This window comes from Drouetiella sp. (genome assembly GCF_059504425.1).
The window spans coordinates 121,268-142,283 of sequence record NZ_JCACIN010000046.1; the positions used below are offsets into that span (position 1 = coordinate 121,268).

14 protein-coding genes are annotated in these 21,016 nt (G+C 50.5%); 5 read left to right on the plus strand and 9 right to left on the minus strand.

The features are described from left to right. Positions 1 to 212 precede the first annotated feature (212 nt). Both AC5JMP_RS11290 and AC5JMP_RS11295 read right to left on the minus strand, forming a co-directional pair. Positions 213 to 2,003, minus strand: a complete 1,791-nt coding sequence (locus tag AC5JMP_RS11290; protein WP_495851561.1) for a hypothetical protein — start codon at positions 2,001 to 2,003, stop codon at positions 213 to 215. A 96-nt stretch (positions 2,004 to 2,099) separates the two neighbouring features. Beyond that, entirely contained in the window at positions 2,100 to 3,305 is a 1,206-nt protein-coding gene (locus tag AC5JMP_RS11295; RefSeq protein ID WP_495851562.1) for a sigma-70 family RNA polymerase sigma factor, read from the minus strand. Between the two features lie 550 nt (positions 3,306 to 3,855). Between AC5JMP_RS11295 and AC5JMP_RS11300 the strand changes: the two genes are divergently transcribed. From AC5JMP_RS11300 to AC5JMP_RS11315, 4 genes are all read left to right on the plus strand, one after another. After that, positions 3,856 to 4,764, plus strand: coding sequence for a calcium-binding protein (locus AC5JMP_RS11300; RefSeq protein ID WP_495851563.1), 909 nt, complete (start codon positions 3,856 to 3,858; stop codon positions 4,762 to 4,764). Between the two features lie 174 nt (positions 4,765 to 4,938). Continuing rightward, positions 4,939 to 5,205, plus strand: a complete 267-nt coding sequence (locus tag AC5JMP_RS11305) for a Mo-dependent nitrogenase C-terminal domain-containing protein (protein WP_495851564.1) — start codon at positions 4,939 to 4,941, stop codon at positions 5,203 to 5,205. A gap of 65 nt (positions 5,206 to 5,270) precedes the next feature. After that, positions 5,271 to 7,616: a caspase family protein gene (locus tag AC5JMP_RS11310; protein WP_495851565.1), complete on the plus strand. Its 2,346-nt coding sequence runs from the start codon at positions 5,271 to 5,273 to the stop codon at positions 7,614 to 7,616. A gap of 120 nt (positions 7,617 to 7,736) precedes the next feature. Beyond that, a complete protein-coding gene (locus AC5JMP_RS11315) occupies positions 7,737 to 9,926 on the plus strand; it encodes a protein kinase domain-containing protein (RefSeq protein WP_495851566.1) in 2,190 nt (729 codons plus the stop codon). Between the two features lie 107 nt (positions 9,927 to 10,033). On the opposite strand, the gene AC5JMP_RS11320 is transcribed toward AC5JMP_RS11315, so the two are convergent. Continuing rightward, positions 10,034 to 10,540, minus strand: coding sequence for a pyridoxamine 5'-phosphate oxidase family protein (locus AC5JMP_RS11320; RefSeq protein WP_495851567.1), 507 nt, complete (start codon positions 10,538 to 10,540; stop codon positions 10,034 to 10,036). A 451-nt stretch (positions 10,541 to 10,991) separates the two neighbouring features. Here AC5JMP_RS11320 and AC5JMP_RS11325 point away from each other — a divergent pair, with 451 nt between their 5' ends. Beyond that, positions 10,992 to 11,561: a Uma2 family endonuclease gene (locus AC5JMP_RS11325; protein ID WP_495851568.1), complete on the plus strand. Its 570-nt coding sequence runs from the start codon at positions 10,992 to 10,994 to the stop codon at positions 11,559 to 11,561. Positions 11,562 to 11,767: 206 nt separating this feature from the next. Here AC5JMP_RS11325 and AC5JMP_RS11330 read toward each other — a convergent pair whose 3' ends face one another. The 6 genes from AC5JMP_RS11330 to AC5JMP_RS11355 all read right to left on the minus strand — a co-directional run bounded on the left by AC5JMP_RS11330 (position 11,768) and on the right by AC5JMP_RS11355 (position 20,929). Continuing rightward, positions 11,768 to 11,965, minus strand: coding sequence for a high light inducible protein (locus tag AC5JMP_RS11330; protein ID WP_495851569.1), 198 nt, complete (start codon positions 11,963 to 11,965; stop codon positions 11,768 to 11,770). Between the two features lie 156 nt (positions 11,966 to 12,121). Beyond that, positions 12,122 to 14,029: a sensor histidine kinase gene (locus AC5JMP_RS11335; RefSeq protein WP_495851570.1), complete on the minus strand. Its 1,908-nt coding sequence runs from the start codon at positions 14,027 to 14,029 to the stop codon at positions 12,122 to 12,124. Positions 14,030 to 14,099: 70 nt separating this feature from the next. Beyond that, entirely contained in the window at positions 14,100 to 14,534 is a 435-nt protein-coding gene (locus tag AC5JMP_RS11340) for a response regulator (protein WP_495851571.1), read from the minus strand. Positions 14,535 to 14,590: 56 nt separating this feature from the next. Beyond that, on the minus strand, positions 14,591 to 18,742 hold the full coding sequence (locus tag AC5JMP_RS11345; RefSeq protein WP_495851572.1) for a chemotaxis protein CheB: 4,152 nt from the start codon (positions 18,740 to 18,742) through the stop codon (positions 14,591 to 14,593). 51 nt (positions 18,743 to 18,793) lie between these two features. Further along, a complete protein-coding gene (locus AC5JMP_RS11350) occupies positions 18,794 to 19,774 on the minus strand; it encodes a methyltransferase domain-containing protein (protein WP_495851573.1) in 981 nt (326 codons plus the stop codon). A gap of 18 nt (positions 19,775 to 19,792) precedes the next feature. After that, on the minus strand, positions 19,793 to 20,929 hold the full coding sequence (locus AC5JMP_RS11355; RefSeq protein WP_495851574.1) for a fatty acid desaturase: 1,137 nt from the start codon (positions 20,927 to 20,929) through the stop codon (positions 19,793 to 19,795). Positions 20,930 to 21,016 lie beyond the last annotated feature (87 nt).

Genomic DNA, 21,016 nt, shown 5'->3' on the forward strand with positions numbered 1-21,016 from the left:
TCCTACAGCGCTATGCGCTTGGTTAAGTGTGGGTTGTTTTTTAAGAAATGCGTCCCTTGCTTGTACTTAACGATGGATGTTGGATCTTTATGCAGGGGCGTAGAGGGATGGCTGGGTAAATGAGTGGATGGGTGGATGAGATCTTATCCACCTATCTACACGCCAACTCTGTATTTGACTAATCCGCATCTGACTAATCTGTATTTGACTAATCACGAGTCTGGACGAGAATCAGACGGGGGTATATCTTGAGCAGTCGGTTTGATCACCGTTTGATCAAGCTCATTGAAGCTAATGCTGCGATCGGGTTGGGCGGCAGGAGTTTGTTGAGCAGGCGGAGTTTCAGAGCGGCGATCGATCGGACGATAGACGGTTGCTTCTGCGGTAGTGTGGGGGGCAGGAGAGCGCCTGATGACCGTAGTCTCTGAATCTCGATGCCCTTGGGAGGCAGGAAACAGGTTGGGGGCTTCCGTCTGGAGCTGGTCTAGAATTGTCCAATGCAGTTCCTCAGAAATCTCTAGTTTTTGGCGTAGGGTGTGAAAGACTTTGAGGCTTCTGACCGGAGTGACGCTACCCTGCTCTAATGCTTCTTTTAGGGTGCCTTGGTAGATTTGCAGACGATAGTTATTGCTGAAACCGGGCAACACTTTTGCCAGGGCATATAGCTCATCGGGTTTGAGCTGCTCCATCGTCCGACCTTCGAGAAATTGAGAGAGGTCGATATTGAGTTTGCTAAGCTGTCGCCGCAGCAGATTGGCATCTCGCTCTCGGTTATAGCGCTGCATACTGCGATTCCAGGATTTGACCACCCACAAACTGCTGGCAACGACAGCCGCCCAACTCAAGATCTGCTGGATGGGTGCAGGGAGATAGCCCAGCGTGGGGCGAACGCCCATAAAAAACAGCAGATTAAACGCAGTAAATGTGGCGATTGCAAACATCCGACTTTGCACCTGTTCGGAACTGAGCGGATGTCTTTGCCGTTTGTTATAGCGTTTGTAGTACCATTCTGCCCACAGCCCGATCGCATAGGTCATGCCGGAAGTAACGGTCAGGGTGAGCGGAACTGCAATCAGTTTGGGAATGGCGATCGCCTGACCTGCAATAAAGAACCCAGGTTGAAGCAGGGTGGCAAGCTGGTTTGTTTCGTTCCAAACCCCGGCAGATAGGAAACTCCAGCTTCCAGAGTACAGCCAAAAGTAAAGGTAAAATCCGATTACCAGTCCTACATAAGCGTAGTAAAGCAACTTGCGATCGGGTTTTTTAATGCCTTCCCAATAAGCCCCTTCGGCGTCAATGTCGATACAGCCAACCTTACAGGCGACACAAGCACTTTTTTCTTGACCGCTTTTGTCCACCGTTCGACACATCGACTGAGTGATGGTTTTGGGGGGCGCTTGGTGCGCTTCGCTGCCCAGTAATCCGCTAGGTTCGCTGTAAATCATTTGTACAGGTGCCATCGGACAAAAATAATGACACCATGTTTTTCCGTCATAGAGGGAACCAACGGTAATCGCTAAGAGAATGGTAGAAAGTAAGAAAATTCCTAAGAGCAAGCGATCGGAATTGACCAGCAGCAGACGCAGATTTAGTCCAATAAACAGTAGAGAAAACTGAAGATACAGGGCATTCCGTCCTAGCCAGGAGCTTTCATCAACTGTGCGTTTGCCCTGCCGCCCCAAAGCGCGAGGAATTTGCGATAGAAAGGACAGGGGACAAATTCGCCGCCAAGCTTCATGCCCAAAAACCAGAAGGGTGATGATGGACAGCGGCAGAACCATACCCCAGAAAATTCGTGCCCCCAAGGGGTAATCCGTTAACGGACGGCATTGACCTTGAAACTGATAGCAGCCCGTTGTTGTGGAAGCTGCAAATAGCTGATTAGATGCAGTGAGCTGAGCTGAAATAGGATCATAAAACATAGACGCAATCAGGATTAGCCAGCCGATCGCTAATCCCCATCGGGTCAAGTGCATATACTTTTCTGGAATTTTTGCAAACATAGAAATCTTCCTTAAACGTCCCTTTGCCAACAAAAACAAAGTAAATGGATTTGCTGGCAAAGCCAGCCTGAAAAAGTCCTAAAAAGTCAGGTGTTTTTATGCCCGACCATAATGAATTTTTAGCCACTCCTCCAGAATTCCGCTGATAGACTCAATAACGTCTAAGTTGGGAGCAATATGCAGTGTGTTTTGACTCCATTCGACTAATTGACGCTGGAGCGATCGCTTAATCTTTGCCAACTGACGAGAGATTGTGTATTGCTGCACCTGCATCTGTTGGGCAATCTGCTGCTGGGTCAGCTCTTCTCTGTAGTACAGCTGCAAGAGCTGCTGGAGGTCGGGTTCCAGTTGGGCGATCGATTCCACTAGCACAGCATTAATCTGGTCAAGCTGGGTTGTTTCCTCTGCCGCAATCATTTCGGCTAGCGCGGGTTCTGCGTCTGGCTGAGGTAAGGTGTCTAGCAATTCCCCTTCTTCTCGCCCAGGTCTGGGGGCGTTAATCGAAGTCCAGGTCGGGTAGAGATATTGACGACCTGCCGTTGCACAGGCGGTGATCCACTTCTCGATCATGTCGGCAGAGAGGGCTGGGGTTGTCTCAGAGAGCTGGGTCTGGCGCTGCTGGTTATAGAGAGTGGCGATCGCCGCCCAGGTTTCTGGCTTAGGCTTAATCAGCTTGCGGCTGGTTGCGGTGCGGTTAGGAACTTCAGTCGGAGCATGAATCGCATTGAAGCATGTCCAGGCAAGCACATAGCGCTGAATCATCTCTGGCGATAGTCCTGCACTTTGCAAGGATTCAATCAGCCGCTTTTTGCTGAGCTTGTGCAGTAGTGCCCAGGGGGTACAAATATCGGCAATTTGCCGCTGGCGTAAGATGTCTTTGATGACGCTACTAAACTTAAGGCTAGCGTAACCCTTTAAGGAAATGCTGCGCTTGGCATCAAAGCCTTTTAGCACCTTATCGAGAGCGGCAATTGCCACCTGAAAACAGTCGGAGAGTTGAAACTGAGCGTTTTCAAGATAGCGACTCGTTTTTTGCGCTGACCAGTAGCAAACCTCTTGAAGATAGGCGGCTAAATGGCTCTGTGCCAAACGACTCTGTGCCAAACCGCTAGTTTGCATTTGCCAAGCTTTATGCCAGTAGAGCACTAAAAAAGCATCTGAGCGTTCTGTCTGTGAGAGTTGAGCTAAACAACGCTCCATACTTCGACGCAGCTTAGGGTCAGCCAGCCAGCCCTGAACCCGATCGGCATCGAATTGTAAAAACGTTGAAAAGATTTCAACAATTTCTTGGCGAGGACGCATGGCTCAACCGTGTAACGCTTAGAGCAACATATCACGCTGGAGCGCCTTACCACGAGTTCATAGTGGTATTCAGGTAATGATTTTTTGTTGTAGGGGCGAAGCCCCTACAACAAAAAATCATTACCTTTTGAGGACTACCCACGAGTTCATGGAATCTGTAGCTATGGAATTAGGCAGTGCTGAATCCGGGCGTGATTTTTTTGAAAGGGTCGCGGAGCGACCCTTTCAAAAAAATCAGACATAAAACAGCAATGCCTGGAATTAATCCCTCAGCCCCAAAATTGAAAACCTTCTGACTTTTTCTGACTTTTTCAGGCTGGCAAAACGAAGAAACCTGCTTAATCTAGGTTTTGTGGTCAAGCAACGACCCGCCCAGAGCGATCGCTCCATTCTCAAATTTGTCTGACAACCGACTGCATAACAAGTTAAAAGCGATCGTCTTAAAGGAAAGAAGGAACTCAAAACTTTACTCACACCGCGAGAGGTTCGTGATAAAAAAGTTCCATCAATCAGTCACCTCAACATTCAACACAACTAACAGGAACTAATCATGGCTAAACTAACTAGAGCTGCTCAACAATCTGAACAAAGCGATGAGCTGAACAATCAAAGGATCGGAACCTGGGTAAAAAACCAGGCTATTGATGCCCTCGACAACAACAAACCCGACACACCCGACTGGAGAGGCAGCAGAAGATCAGACATCTTTCAAGGTTCTGACAGAGATGACACTGTATTTGCTGGACAAGGCGATGACATTCTGATCACTGGCGGGGGTTCAGATTTAGTTTTTGCTGGCGCTGGAAATGATTTTATCCTGGCTGAAGCAGGCAATGATGTAGTTTTCGGGGATCTGGGAGATGATTCCATTTTTGGTCAAGCAGGCAATGATGTTCTGCTGGGGGGCGTGGGTCTTGACACGGTTAACGGCGGACTGGGCAACGACATCCTTGTAGGAGGCGAAGGCACAGATGTACTTACGGGTGGACTGGGTAACGATCGCTTCGTCTATAACGCTGATTCCTTTAGAGGTGCCGTGTTTGCCCCGGCTGCTAACCTGATCAATACATCCAACTTGCCACCTGATGCGATCACGGACTTCTCGATCGCTGACGATCAGTTCACCTTGGTGGGTAGCGATCTCGGTCTGGTCAATGCCGCCTTCCAAAAGGGTAACTCTGCCCAGATTGCAGGCAATGGCAACATTATTGTCCTGACCGATGCTTTTGCGAATGCTGCTGCGGCTGCCAAAGCGATCCAGAACAACAACAACATTCAGGCGGATGCAGGCGTGTTCGTCTACTTCAACGTCAACCTAGGAGTCAGCCGACTGGTTCATTCTCAAGATTTGGGCGACGGCGGCAGCATCAGCGTTTTGGCTAACTTGACCAACCAAACAGGTCAAAACGGCATCACGGCTTTGAACACCTTCTCTGCCAACAACTTTGCCGTGGTTTAAGTTCTCTCAAGGGTTCTTTCAATAGAGAATTGACCCGTCAGCAGCTTGCCAACGTGACTTCTCCCCACCCCCTTTCGTTTCTCTCTTGAAGGACAAGAGGACTAGGGGAGAGGTCTTTTTTCCTACCTTTTAACCAGAATTTTTCTAACCTGAATTCAACTAGGAATGCTGATTATGCTGAGACAATTCAACGTATGGAATCCTATTCGTCACGCTCTGGACGCGATCGAAATTCACAATCCTCAGCTTGCCCGCTTTATCTGTAAGACCATTCCAGCCCACTGCCCCTTTGAACGAACGATTAGTTGTTTGGGCTATTGCCTGCGTATTCCTCCGCTCTGCAAGTTAAACCCGCTCTATGAGCAGATAGCAGGTTTACGGTTCAAATGTTTATCTTTCTTAGCGGATCAATGTGGTGAAGATGTTACAGAGTATTGTTAATTAAAGTCAGCCTACGGTAGTCATTCTAGTTCTGCATTCATTCCCTACACCTGAGGTTCTCTGCTATGTGTCCTCTGAGCCTTAAAACCAGCGACTCCACTCAAATCCTGGCGACCGGAAAAGCAAAAATGTGGATTCTCCTTGTGGGAGTCAATCAATACCAGGACGAGCATTTTCCAGCGTTGGACTACTCCGCGATCGACTGTCAGCAATTGGGAGCGGCGCTGAACGAAGCCACAAGAGAATTTCCCCGCAAACAGGTGATTGTCCATCACGATTTTGCCGCTTTTCCCACCTTTGCCGCCGTCTACAGCAGCCTGAAGCAGATCACATCAGCCGCTCAGCCCCAAGATACCGTACTGTTCTACTTCTCTGGACATGGCGTGATCGAACAAACCACGCAGCAGGCTGTCCTGTGTCTCAGCGACACCCAAAACGATTCGCTCTTGACCACAGGTTTAAAAATGCAGGAGCTATTGCAGCTTTTGGAAGGGTGTGCCGCCCGTCATCAGTTGCTATGGCTTGATGCTTGCCACAGCGGCAGCTTGGTCTTGCGGGGGGCAAGGGGAATGGATGAACCTACGGCGATCGGCTCGTTTGAACCGACCGTACAGCTCGTCAAAGTTTTGCGAACCCGCGCGGCTCAGAGTAGAGGATTTTATGCGCTATTGTCCTGTGATGAAGGGCAGCGCTCTTGGGAATTTCCTGAACTGGGGCATGGCGTGTTTACCTACTACCTGATTCAAGGATTGCGGGGAGATGCGGCAGATGCCCAAGGGGTAATTGAAGCCGATGCGCTCTACCGATATGTCTATCGTCAGACCGTAGAATACCTGAATCAAAAAAACTATCAGCTACGTCTGATCAATGAAGAGAAAAAGCTGCGCAAAGAAAGCCCGCTCCACCCGGAATATCCGCTCCAGACGCCAAAGCGAATTGTGGAAGGGGTGGGTGAGCTAGTCCTGGGACTCCTTTCAGAAAGTTCTGATATTTCTGGGGCTGATATTTCTGGGGCTGGCATTTCTGGGGCTGGCATTTCTGGGACTGGCATTTCTGGGACTGGCATTTCCACAGCAACCGCGCTTGTGGCAGCAGACCGACCCGGAAACGACAAGGCAGAACTTTCTGAAACCCGGTTCGCCCAAAACTTTGCCCACAACGAAGCCCATAACGAAGCCTCTCCTACGCGAACTCCTATCTCCGCTCCCGTGAATCCTCCCTCCTCGCCGGATTCACAAATTGGTGTGTCCAAGGCTGTCCCGCAAAGTGAAAGCACTCTTGTTGCTCTCAAGCAGTTGTCTGTCTTTGGTTATGCCGGAATTACTCTAGCGATCTTGGGCGCTGGGTTTGCGTTGGGCGGTCTGACTGGATTATTCAATCCTCATCTGTTCACGAGTCTCAATCCTGCTGGCGAAAATGCCGAAAACGCAGAGGCTTGCGATCGCCCCCTCGAAACCTTACCCGGTTCTAAACAGCCCATGGAGGCTCAGCTTTTGCTGCCAAACTGTGCGGCAGGGGCAGGCTGGGAACAGGTGAAGGTGCAAACATTTATCGGGCGCTTGGGCGCAGCTTGGTGGGTGGCGCTGACTTCAGATGGCAATACCTTGGCAAGCGTTAGCGGTAATGCGGTTGAGGTGCGTGATTTGCAAACGGGCGAAACTCTGCGCGTTCTCAAAGGTCATAAAGACATTATTCATGCGATCGCCATCAGTCCCGACGGCAAAACTTTGGCAACGGGCAGTGCAGATAAAACCATTAAGCTATGGGATTTGCAAACCGGGGAACTGCTGCAAACGCTGGTCGGACATGCAGGGGTGATCTGGTCGTTGGCTTTTCACCCCAATGGACAAATCCTGACCAGTGGCGGCGGCGACAGCACCATTCGATTGTGGGATGTGCAGACCGGACAGCTATCGCGCACCATTTCGGGGCACAAAGACCGCCTCTTCCCGGTCGTGTTTAGCCCCGATGGTAGTATCCTCGCCAGCGGCAGCAAGGATACCACCATCAAGCTTTGGAATTGGCAAACCGGAAAGATGCTGCGTAACTTGCCGGGGCACACGGATACCGTCAGGGCACTCGTCTTTGATGCCAAGGGTGAGCGACTGGCAAGCGGCAGTTGGGACGGCACCGTCAAGCTCTGGGATGTCCAAAGCGGTGAGGAACTCAATACCTTCACTGGACATATAAACAATGTTGTCTCTGTGGCCTTTAGCCCTGACGACAAAACGCTTGCCAGCGGCGGCATTGACAATACCGTCAAGCTTTGGGACTTAGAGAATCAAACCTTGCTTGCTACTCTTAAGGGACATCTGGACTGGATTCTGTCTGTTACATTCAGCCCCGACGGCAAAACTCTGGTCAGTGGCGGTCGAGATGGAACGGTTGCCGTTTGGAAATTGCAGCCGTGAGATTGCAGCCGTGAGATTGCAGCCGTGAGCAAGCCTCTTCATCGTCTAATTATTTAATTTTTCATTTGAATTGTCGCCCTTCTTAGGTGTTGGCTGTATTGTAATGTCTGAGAGCTTCCCATGGTGATAGCCTTGAGTCAGCCTAATTCTTTATCAAGTCAGCCTAATCCTTGGAGTGGTCGTTTGGTGGGCGATCGCTATCGCGTCAACGAACGTCTGGGCAGCGGGGGCATGGGCGATGTGTTTCTGGCAACCGATATCCGACTGGGCAAACCTGTTGCGGTCAAGCTCTTGAGAGAGTCGCTGGCGCTAGCCGAAGATCTAGACTTCAAACGGCGATTTGAGCGAGAATGCGCTATCTGCGCTGCCCTCAAGAGTCCTCACATTGTCCAAGTCAGCGATTATGGGGTTACGGCAGAAGGATATCCCTTCTATGTGATGGAATATCTTCAGGGTCAACCTCTGGATCAGCTGCTTTTCAATCAGCCGCGCCTATCGGTGACTCGGACTTGCAACATCATGACTCAGATTTGTGCAGGCTTGCAGTTGGCCCACGAAGGGGTCGTGCTTTGGAGCGGCGAAGTTGCCTCTAGCGAGCGCATTAAGGTGATTCACCGAGATTTGAAACCTGCCAATATCTTTTTGGTGCCCTCTGCTTTGGGCGAATTTGTTAAGGTCATTGACTTTGGGATTGCCAAAATTCACTCCCTCCAGGCTGAGTTTACCAGCGCCACCAGCGTATTCCTGGGCACCTGCCACTATGCTTCCCCAGAGCAGTTTGATATCCGGGGAGAAGTCGATGAGCGTTCTGATATCTATAGTCTGGGCGTCATTCTCTACGAGATGCTGGCAGGGATCGATCCGTTTGGGTTTGATTTTCGCGCCAAGCGCGTCAGTAACGATGTCTGGCTCACTGCTCACGCCACTCAGCCCGTGAAGCCCCTGCGATCGCAACCGAACTGCGACTCCATATCCCCGGAACTAGAGGCGGTGGTGATGCGATGTTTGGAAAAATCTCCGGGCGATCGCTTTGTCTCTGTAGCTGCCTTGAGCAAAGCGCTGCAATCCGCCAATGCTGAAACGCCCATTAATTCTTTACTGTTGGCTCCCGCTACTGGACAGCAGCCCGCACCTTCTCAAACCGACCTCGCTACAGTTGCCCGATCGCCTCTGGCTACACCTGTTCCTGGCTCCTCGTCTCTTGGCTCCTCGTCCCTTGGCTCCCCGTCAAGAGCAGTCAGCCCCCTTGAAACGGCTTCACAGCAGTCTGGCCGTAAATTTCCCCTCCTGCTGATGGGTGGAGGAGTTTTGTTAGCGCTGGCGATCGGCATTTACGCCCTTCCCCAAGTCTTGCAGTCTTCACAACCCAATGGAACATCCACTGCTCAACTGGCAAGCAGCATTCGCACCTTTTCTGTGGCAAAAACCCTCAAGGGCAATTCTCATCCGGTTTGGTCAGCGGTTCTGAGTCCTGACGAGCAAACCCTGATTAGCGGGGGTGAAGACAAAGATGCGGCAGGTCAGTTCTATCCCATCAAGATCTGGGATATCAAAACTGGGCAAATGCAGCGCACTCTAGAGGGGCATCTCGCCGCCATCCGATCGCTGAGTCTGAGCCAAAATGGTCAAATTCTCGCTAGCAGCGGTGGAGATAACACCATCAAAGTTTGGGATGTGCCCACCGGAAAATTGCTTCACACCCTTGAAGGGCATGCAGGCTCTGTTTGGTCAGTTGCCTTGAGCAAAGATGGACAAACCTTGATTAGCGGCAGCGAAGACACTACGGTTAGGGTTTGGGATCTGCGTACCGAAAACAGTCGTGTGCTGGCTGAACATGCGGCTGTGGTCTATTCGGTGGCGCTAAGTCCTGATGGAAAAACGATCGCCAGCGGTAGCGCCGACAAAACGATTCGCATGTGGGATCTGGCGACCGGAGAGCTAATCCGGACGTTGGGAGAACCAGGGGGGCATCGGGATACCGTTAGAGCCGTTGCCTTTAGCCCCAATGGTGAACAGCTTGCGAGTGTGGGCTGGGATGGATTTGTCAAGTCGTGGGATTCCACCACCGGACAGTTGCTGCAAACCTTCGAGGGGCATAGCGATCGCGTTGATTCTGTCACCTTTATTAACGATCGGATGCTTGCCAGCGCCAGTCTCGATAAAACAATTAAGATCTGGGACACTCAGAATGGGCAGATGCTGCAAAACATCCCTGCCCACTCTAACTGGGTCTTATCTGTGAATGCTCAGCCTGCCGCTCAATCCCTAGTTAGCAGCAGTAGTGACACCACAATTAAGCTCTGGCAATAGACCTACGTTTTTCGGCGTTGCTGATTTTATAGCCGGATTAGGCAATGCACGTTTTTCGTCGAGGGTAGCTTGCTGTGGAATCATCGAGAACCGTAAAAAATCATTTTCTACTTCAAGTTAAGCTTTTCATTTTTGCCACCATCCGCTGATTTGCCAGTAGTAGCGGCTTTAATGAACCCGATCGTTTTTGCCATCCAACCTGCTGGAGCATCCCAATACTCAGCTGTCTCGACTGTCACTTTGAGCAAGGCAATTTCTGGTTCGTCTAGTTCTTGAGGAAACCATGCTTTAAGTTCTGGCTTCCATAATTCCTGCATTTTGGCGCGATCTCTTATGGTTTGTGCCGTACCTGACAGGGCGACATAGCGCTGCTTCTCTGGCGCAGAAAAGCTGACGCTAACCTGCTCAATGCGATCGACTTCGGTTACTTTGGCGGTATCCGCGTAGGTGAAAAACCAGAGATCGCCATTTGGCTCAATTTCTCCATTGACCGACATGGGACGGCTGTGCAGACTGCCATTTTCAGTAATCGTCGTCAGCATACAAAAGTCAATCTCTTTCACCAGATCTCGCAATTTTGCAACTTTTTCATCATGAGTAGCTGTCGTCATCATTTGCATCTCTCCTTAACGCTATGAGTGTTTAAAGCTGTGAGTGTGAGCCGAAACTTAATCCTGATCTACTGCCATTAAGTAATGCACCCGATTAGAGTAGATGATCGTTCCTCAAGTCTTGCTCCTTCACCAGAGGGATATTCCTAACGCTAATTGAGAGATAGAACTAAAGTATTACTGCTGATATAGCGATCGCCAAGGCGGTTAGGATCGTGGATTAAATAACCTGTACAGCCGATCTATTATAGTACAAAAGATCTATTATTAGGGGCTTAGCTAAGCCCCTACCCCAAGAATTGCTATCGCTTGCCCGTCCGACTCTGGACAGACATCTTGCCTGCCCCACGTAGATTCAAGAGCTTTAGAAAAAGAGTCGCACATCGCGTAATTTAGGTCTTTTGAAGGGCTGTTAAAATAAGCTTGTATCTCTCAACTGTGTTGCTAAGTGATTATGACTATTGCATCTCAGAAGATGACACTGGAAGAGTACCTTAACTATGACGATGGCACAGATATTCGGTATGAGTTAGAGAATGGAGAGCTAGTTGCTTTGCCGCCAGAAAGCGAATTGAACATTCGGATTGCATCACTCCTGTTTGCCTTTTTCTTAACACAAGGTATTCCTAGTTTTCGAGTCAGGATTGGCACTGAGATTGTCGTGAGTGGTTCACAAGCTACGACACGTTTTCCAGATATTCTGGTTTTGTCGGAGGAGCTAGCAGCAGCATTGGAGGGAGCAAGCCGATCGACCGTGACGCTGGATATGCCGCCACCGATGTTGGCCGTTGAGATTGTCAGCCCTAAGCAGGAAAACCGAGATTACCGCTACAAGCGATCGGAGTATGGGGCGCGAGGCATTGCAGAATATTGGATTATCGATCCGATGCAGCAAAAGGTGACAGTGCTGGAATGGGTGGAAGGATTGTATGAGGAGAAGGCGTATGAGGGGAATCGCCCGATCGTATCTCCATTGCTTGGAGTTCTGAATCTCACTCCCTCACAAATTCTACAAGGGCGATAGGAACAGTTCTAAGCTGTAGAACGATAGTTTACTTCAGTTCACCTCATGAGTTCAAGACACTTTGTACTTTTAGACTTTCAGACAAGTAGACTTTCAGACAGGTAGACTTTCAGACAGGAATTTTTTACTAATGCTTCGTACAGTTAAACTAAGAGTCTCCCTAACATAGCCAGGAAGACCCTCAACTTTGGTGATTAGATGTAGCTCTAGTTAACCAAGTGCAGCAAATCGCGCACAACGCTAACACCTGACAAATCCCACAACAGATAGGCAACAAAACCAATCATGGCTAAACGTCCGTTCCACAATTCGGCTTGGGGATGGAAACCAAAGATGAAAGCATTGCGATCGATTCCGTTGTACTCTTTAGCGATAGGAGGCAATTCGGTTTTGTTAGCTTGCATTGTTTACATTCCTTAATAGCTGGTTCTCCTTCATGCTATTTGTAGGCTTGGCTTTTGCCTACCTGTCTTTAGAAGTATCTGTAAACTCTTTACAGGAAGTATTTCCAATCTATCTAAGTCAAAGCTAATTTTGATTGCAGATAAATAATTACAGCGTCACTGTACTTGTCCCATCATCGGCAGGCTAACTGTAAAGTGAATTTGCCCTGATGTACTCTCAACGGTAATAGCGCCGTCCAAACGTTCTGTTAATTTCTGGACTAATGCTAGTCCTAATCCGGTTCCGCCTTGCTTCCAAGGATCGGAATTAGGAATGCGATAGAACTTGTCAAAAATATGGGTTAGATCACTCGCCGGAATCTCCAAACTTGTGTTGCTGACTACTATCTGAATTGAGCCAGATTCAGCCTGCACACGAACAGTAATTTGCCCCTTTAACGGCGTATATTTGCAGGCATTATTCAATAGCTCTACCAAAATTCGCTCTAGACTTGCACAGTCGGAGATGAGATGAGGCAAGTTGAGAGGGAGGTCAAGATGCAGCGTTTGCTGGCGATCGCGCGCCCGCTCTTGGAACAGGGCAACGACTTCAGGCAGCCAGTCTTGTAGATCAATCGACTGCATGAATAAAGGATGCTCACCCGCCTCAAGGCGTTGAAAATCCAGCAGGTTGTTGATCATGCTAATTTCTCGATCGCACTCTGTATCCAGAATGTGCAGATACCGATCGACAGCTCCAGCTTTTTCTAGTCTAGTTGCCTCCGTGTTTGCTGACTCTGTGCGTGCTGATGCAGCCGCCCGTTCTTGAGCCAGCGCCAGCCTCAAAACCCGAATCGCCATTCTCATAGTGGCAACAGGCGATCGCAGTTCGTGAGAGGTGGTGCTGAGAAAACTGTCTTTCAGCTGATCGAGTTTTTTCATCTCCTCAAGTTGGACTTGCGAGGCTTGATGGAGTTGGGCTTGGCGAATGGCGATCGCACACTGGTTGGCTACCTGCTGCACCAGCCGAATTTCTAGCTCATCAAAGGCATCCTCTCGCCGCTTGAATAGCCACAGGTCGCCCAAAACACCCTGATCATCGGCAATGGGACAGGACAGGACGGCAAGATGGCGCGAAGCAATTTCACAAAACTGGAAATACTCACCTTGCAGCAACTGACGATAGGTTTCTGGCAGGGTTGTCATCGGGATCACCTGACCCAATGAGGAAGGAGAAGCCTTAGCTTCAGAGGTTGTAAACTCATAGCGAACGGTGGATGTGGCTAAGCCTAGGTCATGGTTGCTGTCATACAGCGCTGTATCACAGCAAACGAGATTCAGCACCAGAGCCAATTCCTGCACGGCAGACTGCAAGATCTGACCTTCATCTAGGCTATCCCGCACCTTATCTGTCACGCGTTTTAGACCCGCCTCAAACCTTAGCGCCTGCTGCAATTGAGTTGTGCGCTCCTGCACCTGACGCTCTAGCTCTGCGTTGAGATGTTCTAGAAGCCGTTCGACCTGCTTGCGCTCGGTGGTGTCACGTACCATCCACCGTAGACTGGCGACCCGACCCTCTGCATCGCGAACCGAAGTGACCGTCAGCGCTGCATCGAAAATCGATCGCCTGGGTGAACAGAGATGAATTTCCCAATCTTGCAGCTTGCCTACTTTCTCCAATCGATCGAGCGTGAGATGAAACCGAGAGCGATCGGATGGCTCGATAAAAATCAGCAGCGGCTTGCCAACCATAAACTGCTGCGAAACGTTGAGCAACAGAGCGATCGCTTGGTTTGCCTCCTGGATCTTGCCGTTGGCATCGGTAACGAGATAGCCATCTGGCGCAAACTCAAATAATTCCTGATAGCGCTGACGTTCGGCATCTACCGCCTGACGAGTGCTGATCAATGCTTCATTTTGACGATACAGCTCTTCCTCAGAAGCCTGCAATTCTGCTAAGACCGCCTGAAGTTCCTCTAAGGCTTGTGAGAGAAGAGCCTGCTGTGAGTCGGGTAGAGTGTTTGCCCGCTGCTGCAACACCATCACCCGTTGGTAGACTGCCTTAAGCTGTGAGGACTGGATCATGCCCGTTTATCTTGAGTGTTTTCTTGGAGACTGTAGGCATAGGGCAACTTCCAAGATAAGGCAGCATAACTTAATTTACGTCAGCCTTACTATAGGCTATCTGTTGATGCGATTCTTGCTGATGCGATTCTTGCTGATGCGACTCTGAGTCACAGAGCTTTTTCACGCAATCTAGAAGGCTTTTGTTGTCGATCGGTTTACGCATCAAGAAATTTGCACCCATTTCCAGCGCTTCTTTGCGGCTAATGTCGTTGTAGGCTGTTAGCAGCACAACGGGCACAGTAGACAGCTTTAGCTGAGTGCGAACACGCTCAATGACCTCATAGCCCACCATGTCGGGCATCATCACATCTAGCAATATCAGATCAGGACAGCAAGCCTTGATCTGACGGATGGCCGCCCAACCCCCTGCCGCAGTCTCTACAGCGTAGCCTTCGGTTTCTAGAAGGGTTTGTAGAAAAACAGCATTGTCGTCAATGTCATCAACCACAAGGACTCGATACATAAAGCCCCGCTTATGGCAATTCAATCTTGCACTCTACAATTTTGCCTATATCCTTGCTAATTCTCAACCCTGTCCACTAGATTTGCAACAATTGCCACCAGATGAGCAGGATCAATGGGTTTCCCCAGATGCCTTTGAAACCCAGCATCGATCGCCAGTTGCCGCTCTCCAGCGCTGACATAGGCAGTGATGGCAACCGCCGGAATGTCTCTCACCTCCGACTCTAGCGCTCTCACCTGCCGAATCAGAGCAAAACCGTCTTCGTCAGGCATTCCAATATCCGCTAAGAGGGCATCATATCGATCGGTATCCAAAGCGGCGATCGCCTCCCTTGCCGAAGTCACGATAGCCACTTCTGCCCCTGCATCTTCCAGCATATATTTCATCAGGTTCAGGCTGTCTACATCGTCATCGACCGCCAAGATGCGTAAGCCTGCCAGAGAAATCTGATCCGTAATTTCTGGCTCTGCCGGAGGCGGCTCGACCCGCGTTTCTGACAGCTTCAGGGGCAGTCTCACAACAAAAGTGGTTCCTTGCCCAATGCCAGGGCTTTCGGCTTGCACCGTGCCGCCATGCAGCTCCACAATATGCCGGACGATCGACAAGCCTAAGCCCAAACCCTGTCCAGTTTTAGTGGTGCTGGAATCTCCTTGATAAAAGCGATCGAACACATAGGGCAGCAGTTCGGCTGCGATGCCTTTTCCGGTATCGCTGACGCGAATCTCAGCCTGAGTCAGCACAGGTTCCACCGTGATCTCCACGCGTCCACCCGCTGGCGTGAACTTAATGGCATTCAGCAGGATGTTCCACAGCACCTGCTGCAAGCGATCGGCATCGCCCATCACGGTTGCTGAAGTCAGCTGCGAAACCAGCTCAATCGATTTGGCTTCGGCAGAAAGTTGAATGGACTCCAGCGTCATTCCCACAATGGGAACCAGATCCAGCATATGCGTATCCAGGCGCAGTTTGCCGCTCGTAATTCGAGAAATATCTAGCATGTCGTCAATTAGCTGAGATTGCGCCTTGGCATTTCGCTCGATCGTTTCTAGGGCACGAGCGACGGTTGCCTCGTCTAGCTGACGGGTGCGCAGGAGTTGCGCCCAGCCCATCATCGAATTGAGCGGGTTGCGGAGTTCGTGGGAGAGGTTAGATAAGAAGGCATCTTTAGCTCGGCTGGCAGCTTCTGCCAGCTGTCGGGCAGACTGTTCTTGACTCAAGAGCTGCGATCGCTCAACTTCAAACTGCTGGCGCTCGGTAATGTCAACGATCGCCAGCAAAATTCGCTGAGCCTCTCCGGGTGCAACGATTTTGAGCGCATTCAGCAGCATGGTTCTCTGCCCAATGCGCTCGAAATTGCGCTCGATCTCAAGGTTTTCGAGCATTGTATCGTTGACCAGAATATCTTCGAGCAGCGATCGCAGTCCGGGGATATTCCACTGACCGTTGCCCAAATCAAAAAACGGCAGTTGCGTCGTTTCGGAGGGCGAAACCTGAAACGCTTCGTAGAAAGATTGATTGGCTTTGTTCACCCGGAAATCTGATTCCAGAACGACCAGCGGCACCTGCACCGTTTCTACGATCGCTTCGGCATAGTTTCGGGCGACCTCAAGGGTGACAGCACTGCGCTTCAGGGCATCAATATCGAGCAAGACCAGCACCACGCCGTCAATCTGATTTTCGATAGTGCGATAGGGGCGGATGCGGAGATTATACCAATGCCCCCCCTGGGTTTGCACCTCTAGCTCTTTGACGCTCAGAGTTTCCAGCACCTCCGAAATTAAAGGCTCTAAGTCTGGAATATTGAAATTGCTTCTGATGTCGCTGAGCGGTCGTCCTGCGTCGGTAGGAATGAAATTGAACAACCGCTGCGCCATCGGCGTGAAGCGGCGAATGCGAAAGTCTTGGGTCAGCATCAAAATCGGGATATTGATGCTGGCTAGCAGATTAGTCAGATCATTGTTGACTTGGTGCAGTTCGGCGTTGCGGCTGCGGAGTTCCTCATTGGTCGTGTTGAGTTCTTCATTAGTCGCCTGAATTTCTTCTTTGGCAGTTTCTAGCTCCTCATTCGTGCTTTGCAGCTCTTCGTTACTCGATAGAATTTCTTCATTGGCAACTTTGAGGTCTTGATTGCTATCTTCCTGGTCTTGAATGACGGCTCGCAGGTATTCCTGGGTGGCAGATCGCTCTCGGATGGCAGCCGCTAGCTCCTGTTTCAGCCGTTCGTTCTCCTGCTCCAAATTTCCCTGGGGGCTGGTGGCGATCGCACTAGGGTCAGCTATGGCTGCGTCTTCAAACAGCACCAAAAAGCGGACTTCTTCGGCAGTCGGCACCCTAAAGGGAATCACCTGAATGTTGACAATTCTGGAGCGATCGCCATCCTCCAGCCGCAGCCCGCTTTTGAGAATCGGCAGCTCCTGCCGTTGTGCCTGATAGATAGCGGCTCTTAGCTCGACGAGCAACCCCCCGCGCGCTAGGTTAAATAGATTGAGGCTAGCTACTCCAGAGACTAATTGCAGGTAGCGATCGATCTCTCCCCGGAGCTGCAAAACCTGCATTTTGTCATCCACTACAGCTCCAACGGGCGCGTAGTGAGCCGCAATCAGCTGATCAACTTTTTTCTGGAGGTCAAACCCTTCGGGGGGAACTTGGGCAGCCGTGATGCGATCGTTCACGTTAACGATGGGGTAACTGCTGGGGGAAAATGAAAACGTCGTGCGTGTTGCGGTTGGCTTCTTGGTATAAATTCTGTACTTTTTTTCGACCAAAGTAAAGAGTTCAGAATATTGACCCGTCCCTTCTGACGTGCCCAGCAGCAGAAATCCGGTCGGGTTGAGGCTGTAATGAAAAATCGGCATGATCCGCCTTTGCAGCGAGTCGCCCAGATAGATCATCACATTGCGACAGCTAATCAGATCAATATTGGAAAATGGGGGATCACTACCCAGGTCTTGACGGGCAAACACACAAAGTTCACGCACCGCCTTACTAATTTGGAAGCCTCCCCCCTCGATCGCATAAAAGAATCGACGGCGCTCAGCAGAAACCTCCACCATCTGATTTTCTGTATAAATGCCCATTCGAGCTTTGGCGATCGCCAGTTCGCTAATATCTGTCGCAAAAATCTGGATCGGCAGCTGGGTGGCTCGATCTGCCAAAAACTCTAGAAGGCACATGGCGATCGAATAGACTTCCTCACCCGTCGAGCAGCCCGCTACCCAGATGCGAATGGGGAACTCTGCCGACTTGTTTTGCATAATTGCCGGAAAAACGCGCGTCTTCAGCAGGTCAAAGGCTTCGGGATCGCGGAAAAAACTCGTGACATGGATTAAGATTTCCTCGTACAGCGCCTTCACTTCTGCCGGATGCTCTCGCAGATAGACGACATAATCTTCTAGCTGCTCCAGCTTATACAGCAGCATCCGGCGCTGAATCCGGCGATCGAGCGTGTTGGGCTTGTAGCGGCTAAAGTCAACCCCTGTAGCCGATCGCAGCAGCGCAAAAATCGTTGTCAGAGCATCGGGCTGCTGCGACTCATCTGGAATCAGCGGCAGCGAACAAGCCAGCATCGGATTGCGGCTGAGGGTGACTAGCTCTTCAGCAATTTTGTCGGGCGGCAGCACAAAATCGACGTTTCCGGTGGCGATCGCCGTGTTGGGCATACTGTCAAATTTTGCCGTGTCTTCACACTGAGCAAAGGTGACGCCCCCCACCGCCTTAATTGCCTTTAGCCCCAAAGAACCATCGCCATCGGAGCCTGAAAGCACGATCGCGATCGCCTTGTGTCCGCGATCGACTGCCAGCGAGGTAAAAAAGGCATCTCCCGGCATATATTTCCCGAACACCTTCTCGCGGGGAGAGAGCTGCAACATGCCCTCAGACAGGATCATCTTGGTATTGGGCGGAATCACATAGACGTGGTTTGGCTCCACGGTCACGCCGTTCACGACCTCTTGTACAGGCAGCCTTGTCGCTCTGGCAAGAATCTCCGTCAGCAAACTCTCGTGGTCTGGAGATAGATGCTGAATCAGCACAAACGCCATGCCTGTATCGGTGGGCAGATGGCTGAGGAGCTGGGTGAAAGCTTCCAGCCCTCCCGCAGAGGCAGCAATCCCGACGATCGGAAAAGGTGCATCCACTGAGTTTTGCAGAGTCAAGCCAATCACACTCTCAGTATCGAGCATTTGCTGAGAGGATGGGTCAGAAGTCATAGGTCACGAGATCCAGATTGACACTTTGCTGGGACAGCGATCTCCTTCACTCTATGACAGTTTACGCGATCGGTCTGTAACGATCGCCAGATTTTCTGTTGCCATCGAGTTTCGCACCGCACGAAACATCCCAAATCGGCAAAGCCCTGTGCCAAATGCCAATCGCATTAACAAAAGAGTTGGCACTTCCCGCAAAGATTTGACAAAACCCGATAAACCAAACCGCACCAAGCCTTCAGGACGAATCACCCCTTGCCAGATGGAGTCGAGCCACGAAGGGAGAGTTTGTTTTGTCCAATCCGCCGTGATCACGTCACTCTGGACAAATCCTGTTGCCTCCAAAAGCTCAGCAAATCCTTCGATACTGGCAAATGCCGGATGCGACCACTGATCGAGCAACTGCTGCATCACGGGCTTTTCCCAAAAATTGAGCGGTTTCCGGCGATCGTCCCGCTGATTCCAATCGGCAACCACCAATATGCCTCCAGGCTTAAGGACGCGCATTAGCTCCCTGGCAAACACCGCCTTGTCGGGCATATGAGGTCCTGCCTCAATCGACCAAACCACATCAAAACTCGCATCCGGAAACGAGAGCGCCATGGCATCATCGACCTGGAACTGAGCGTTCAAACCCTTGGGCGTGAGCTGCCGTGCGCGTTCCACCTGCTGCGGGCTGATGGTGATACCCGTGACTGCAAACCCGTAATCCTGCGCCAAAATTCGGCTGCTACCGCCAATGCCACAGCCCACATCTAGAACGGTCGTACCTGGAGGCAGTTTGTCTAATCCTCCCCAGCGCACCATCTCATGCACAAAGTCGGATTTGGCTATCAGAAAATCCTTCCGTCGAGGCGGCGAACCGTAGTGACCCAGGTGAATATGTTCGCCCCAGTAGAACTCCAAAATGCCGTCTTCCGTCCATTCGTCATAGGAGTGAGCCACAGAATCCGCAGATTGGTAGCGGCGAGCCGTTAGCAGATAGAGCGCAATGCCCAAGACCAGCAGGGCAAGGAAAGCGCCAAGTGCAACCACAAAAAAATTCATCCTGACTTAAGCCTCAGCATTTTTGACCATTACGTTTGCTGTCTCCAGCCGATCGGGTTGAATCGCCTGACGAAATGATGCGATCGACACCAACCGATTTGAAGCAGAATCCCACAGCAGAAACTCAAAGCAATCCGGGATATCAGCCATTCGCAGTTTCTTGACATCAGCCAACAAATGACTGTTTCTATTGTGACAAGCTTCGAGGTTATAGTTTGGAATTCTCTCAGAAAGATGGTGAATATTGTGATAGCCAATGTCTGCGGAAAACCACTTAAAAATAGTCGGCAACTCTAGGTAGCTACTGCCTGCGATCGCCCCCAGCAGATAGTCCCAGCCTTCTGTCTTGTGGGCGTAGGAGCCATCAAAGTTGTGCTGCACGAAAAAGACGCAGATAAAGATCGCTGCCGAGCAGGTCAACGTAATCGAGTAAACGCTGAAGAACAACCCAAACCCAAGGATGTGACCGAGAACAATCCAGCTGCCAACCACGCAGATATTGTTAAACAGCAGATCCCAGAACTCACCTGCCGTGTACCAGTTTTTAGACTTGTGGGAGGAGATAATTTTTGCCCAACTCATATCGGGCTGTTTCAGACAGGTCAGCAGATGACCGACAAAATCGCAGGTGCCTTTGATCAGAGCCAGTCTAGGCTTGATAGCAAGATAGAAAAATCCTCCCGGAAACATCATCAGCGGGTGCCGCAGGAGCTCATAGCGCTTTTGAGCCGATGGAGTTAACTTGGCAAAATCGCCTGTTGAAATTAAGGCAGAAGGCCCGCGATACCGCTCCCAATCGCCATTCGTTTTGTGGTGAAAGGCATGTCCGCGTGACCAGGGATACTGAGGTATAGCGTTGATTACTCCCAGGATAAAACCGATCGATCGATTCACCCTTTTTGAACGAAAGAGGGAATAGTGTCCACAATCATGCATTAAGGAAAACAGCCGCAGTGAGAACAGCGTCATCAACCCCATAATGGGCAGCAGCAGCCAATAGGAGATCGCGGCAGCCTTCCCGACCAAAAACCACAAAAGCACGTAAGGAACAACCGTATTGAGGATCTGATAAGTCGCCCGCAAGTCGTTGCTCTTCATGTAGGGAGCAAGGACAAAGTCTGACTTTTTAACTGTAGTTTCCATTCAATAAAGTTTCCCTGTGAATAACCACTTGTGAATAAACGCGATGTAAGACTCTTTTTCTAAAGCTTTTGATCTACGCGGGGCAGG

Bases quoted from the DNA above. Each gene is read 5' to 3' on its own strand.
- AC5JMP_RS11305 (WP_495851564.1), top strand. From the start codon at position 4,939: ATGCTGAGACAATTCAACGTATGGAATCCTATTCGTCACGCTCTGGAC.
- AC5JMP_RS11340 (WP_495851571.1), bottom strand. From the start codon at position 14,534: ATGTATCGAGTCCTTGTGGTTGATGACATTGACGACAATGCTGTTTTT.
- AC5JMP_RS11345 (WP_495851572.1), bottom strand. From the start codon at position 18,742: ATGACTTCTGACCCATCCTCTCAGCAAATGCTCGATACTGAGAGTGTG.
- AC5JMP_RS11330 (WP_495851569.1), bottom strand. From the start codon at position 11,965: ATGCAAGCTAACAAAACCGAATTGCCTCCTATCGCTAAAGAGTACAAC.
- AC5JMP_RS11315 (WP_495851566.1), top strand. From the start codon at position 7,737: ATGGTGATAGCCTTGAGTCAGCCTAATTCTTTATCAAGTCAGCCTAAT.
- AC5JMP_RS11355 (WP_495851574.1), bottom strand. From the start codon at position 20,929: ATGGAAACTACAGTTAAAAAGTCAGACTTTGTCCTTGCTCCCTACATG.
- AC5JMP_RS11290 (WP_495851561.1), bottom strand. From the start codon at position 2,003: ATGTTTGCAAAAATTCCAGAAAAGTATATGCACTTGACCCGATGGGGA.
- AC5JMP_RS11295 (WP_495851562.1), bottom strand. From the start codon at position 3,305: ATGCGTCCTCGCCAAGAAATTGTTGAAATCTTTTCAACGTTTTTACAA.
- AC5JMP_RS11320 (WP_495851567.1), bottom strand. From the start codon at position 10,540: ATGATGACGACAGCTACTCATGATGAAAAAGTTGCAAAATTGCGAGAT.
- AC5JMP_RS11325 (WP_495851568.1), top strand. From the start codon at position 10,992: ATGACTATTGCATCTCAGAAGATGACACTGGAAGAGTACCTTAACTAT.
- AC5JMP_RS11310 (WP_495851565.1), top strand. From the start codon at position 5,271: ATGTGTCCTCTGAGCCTTAAAACCAGCGACTCCACTCAAATCCTGGCG.
- AC5JMP_RS11335 (WP_495851570.1), bottom strand. From the start codon at position 14,029: ATGATCCAGTCCTCACAGCTTAAGGCAGTCTACCAACGGGTGATGGTG.
- AC5JMP_RS11300 (WP_495851563.1), top strand. From the start codon at position 3,856: ATGGCTAAACTAACTAGAGCTGCTCAACAATCTGAACAAAGCGATGAG.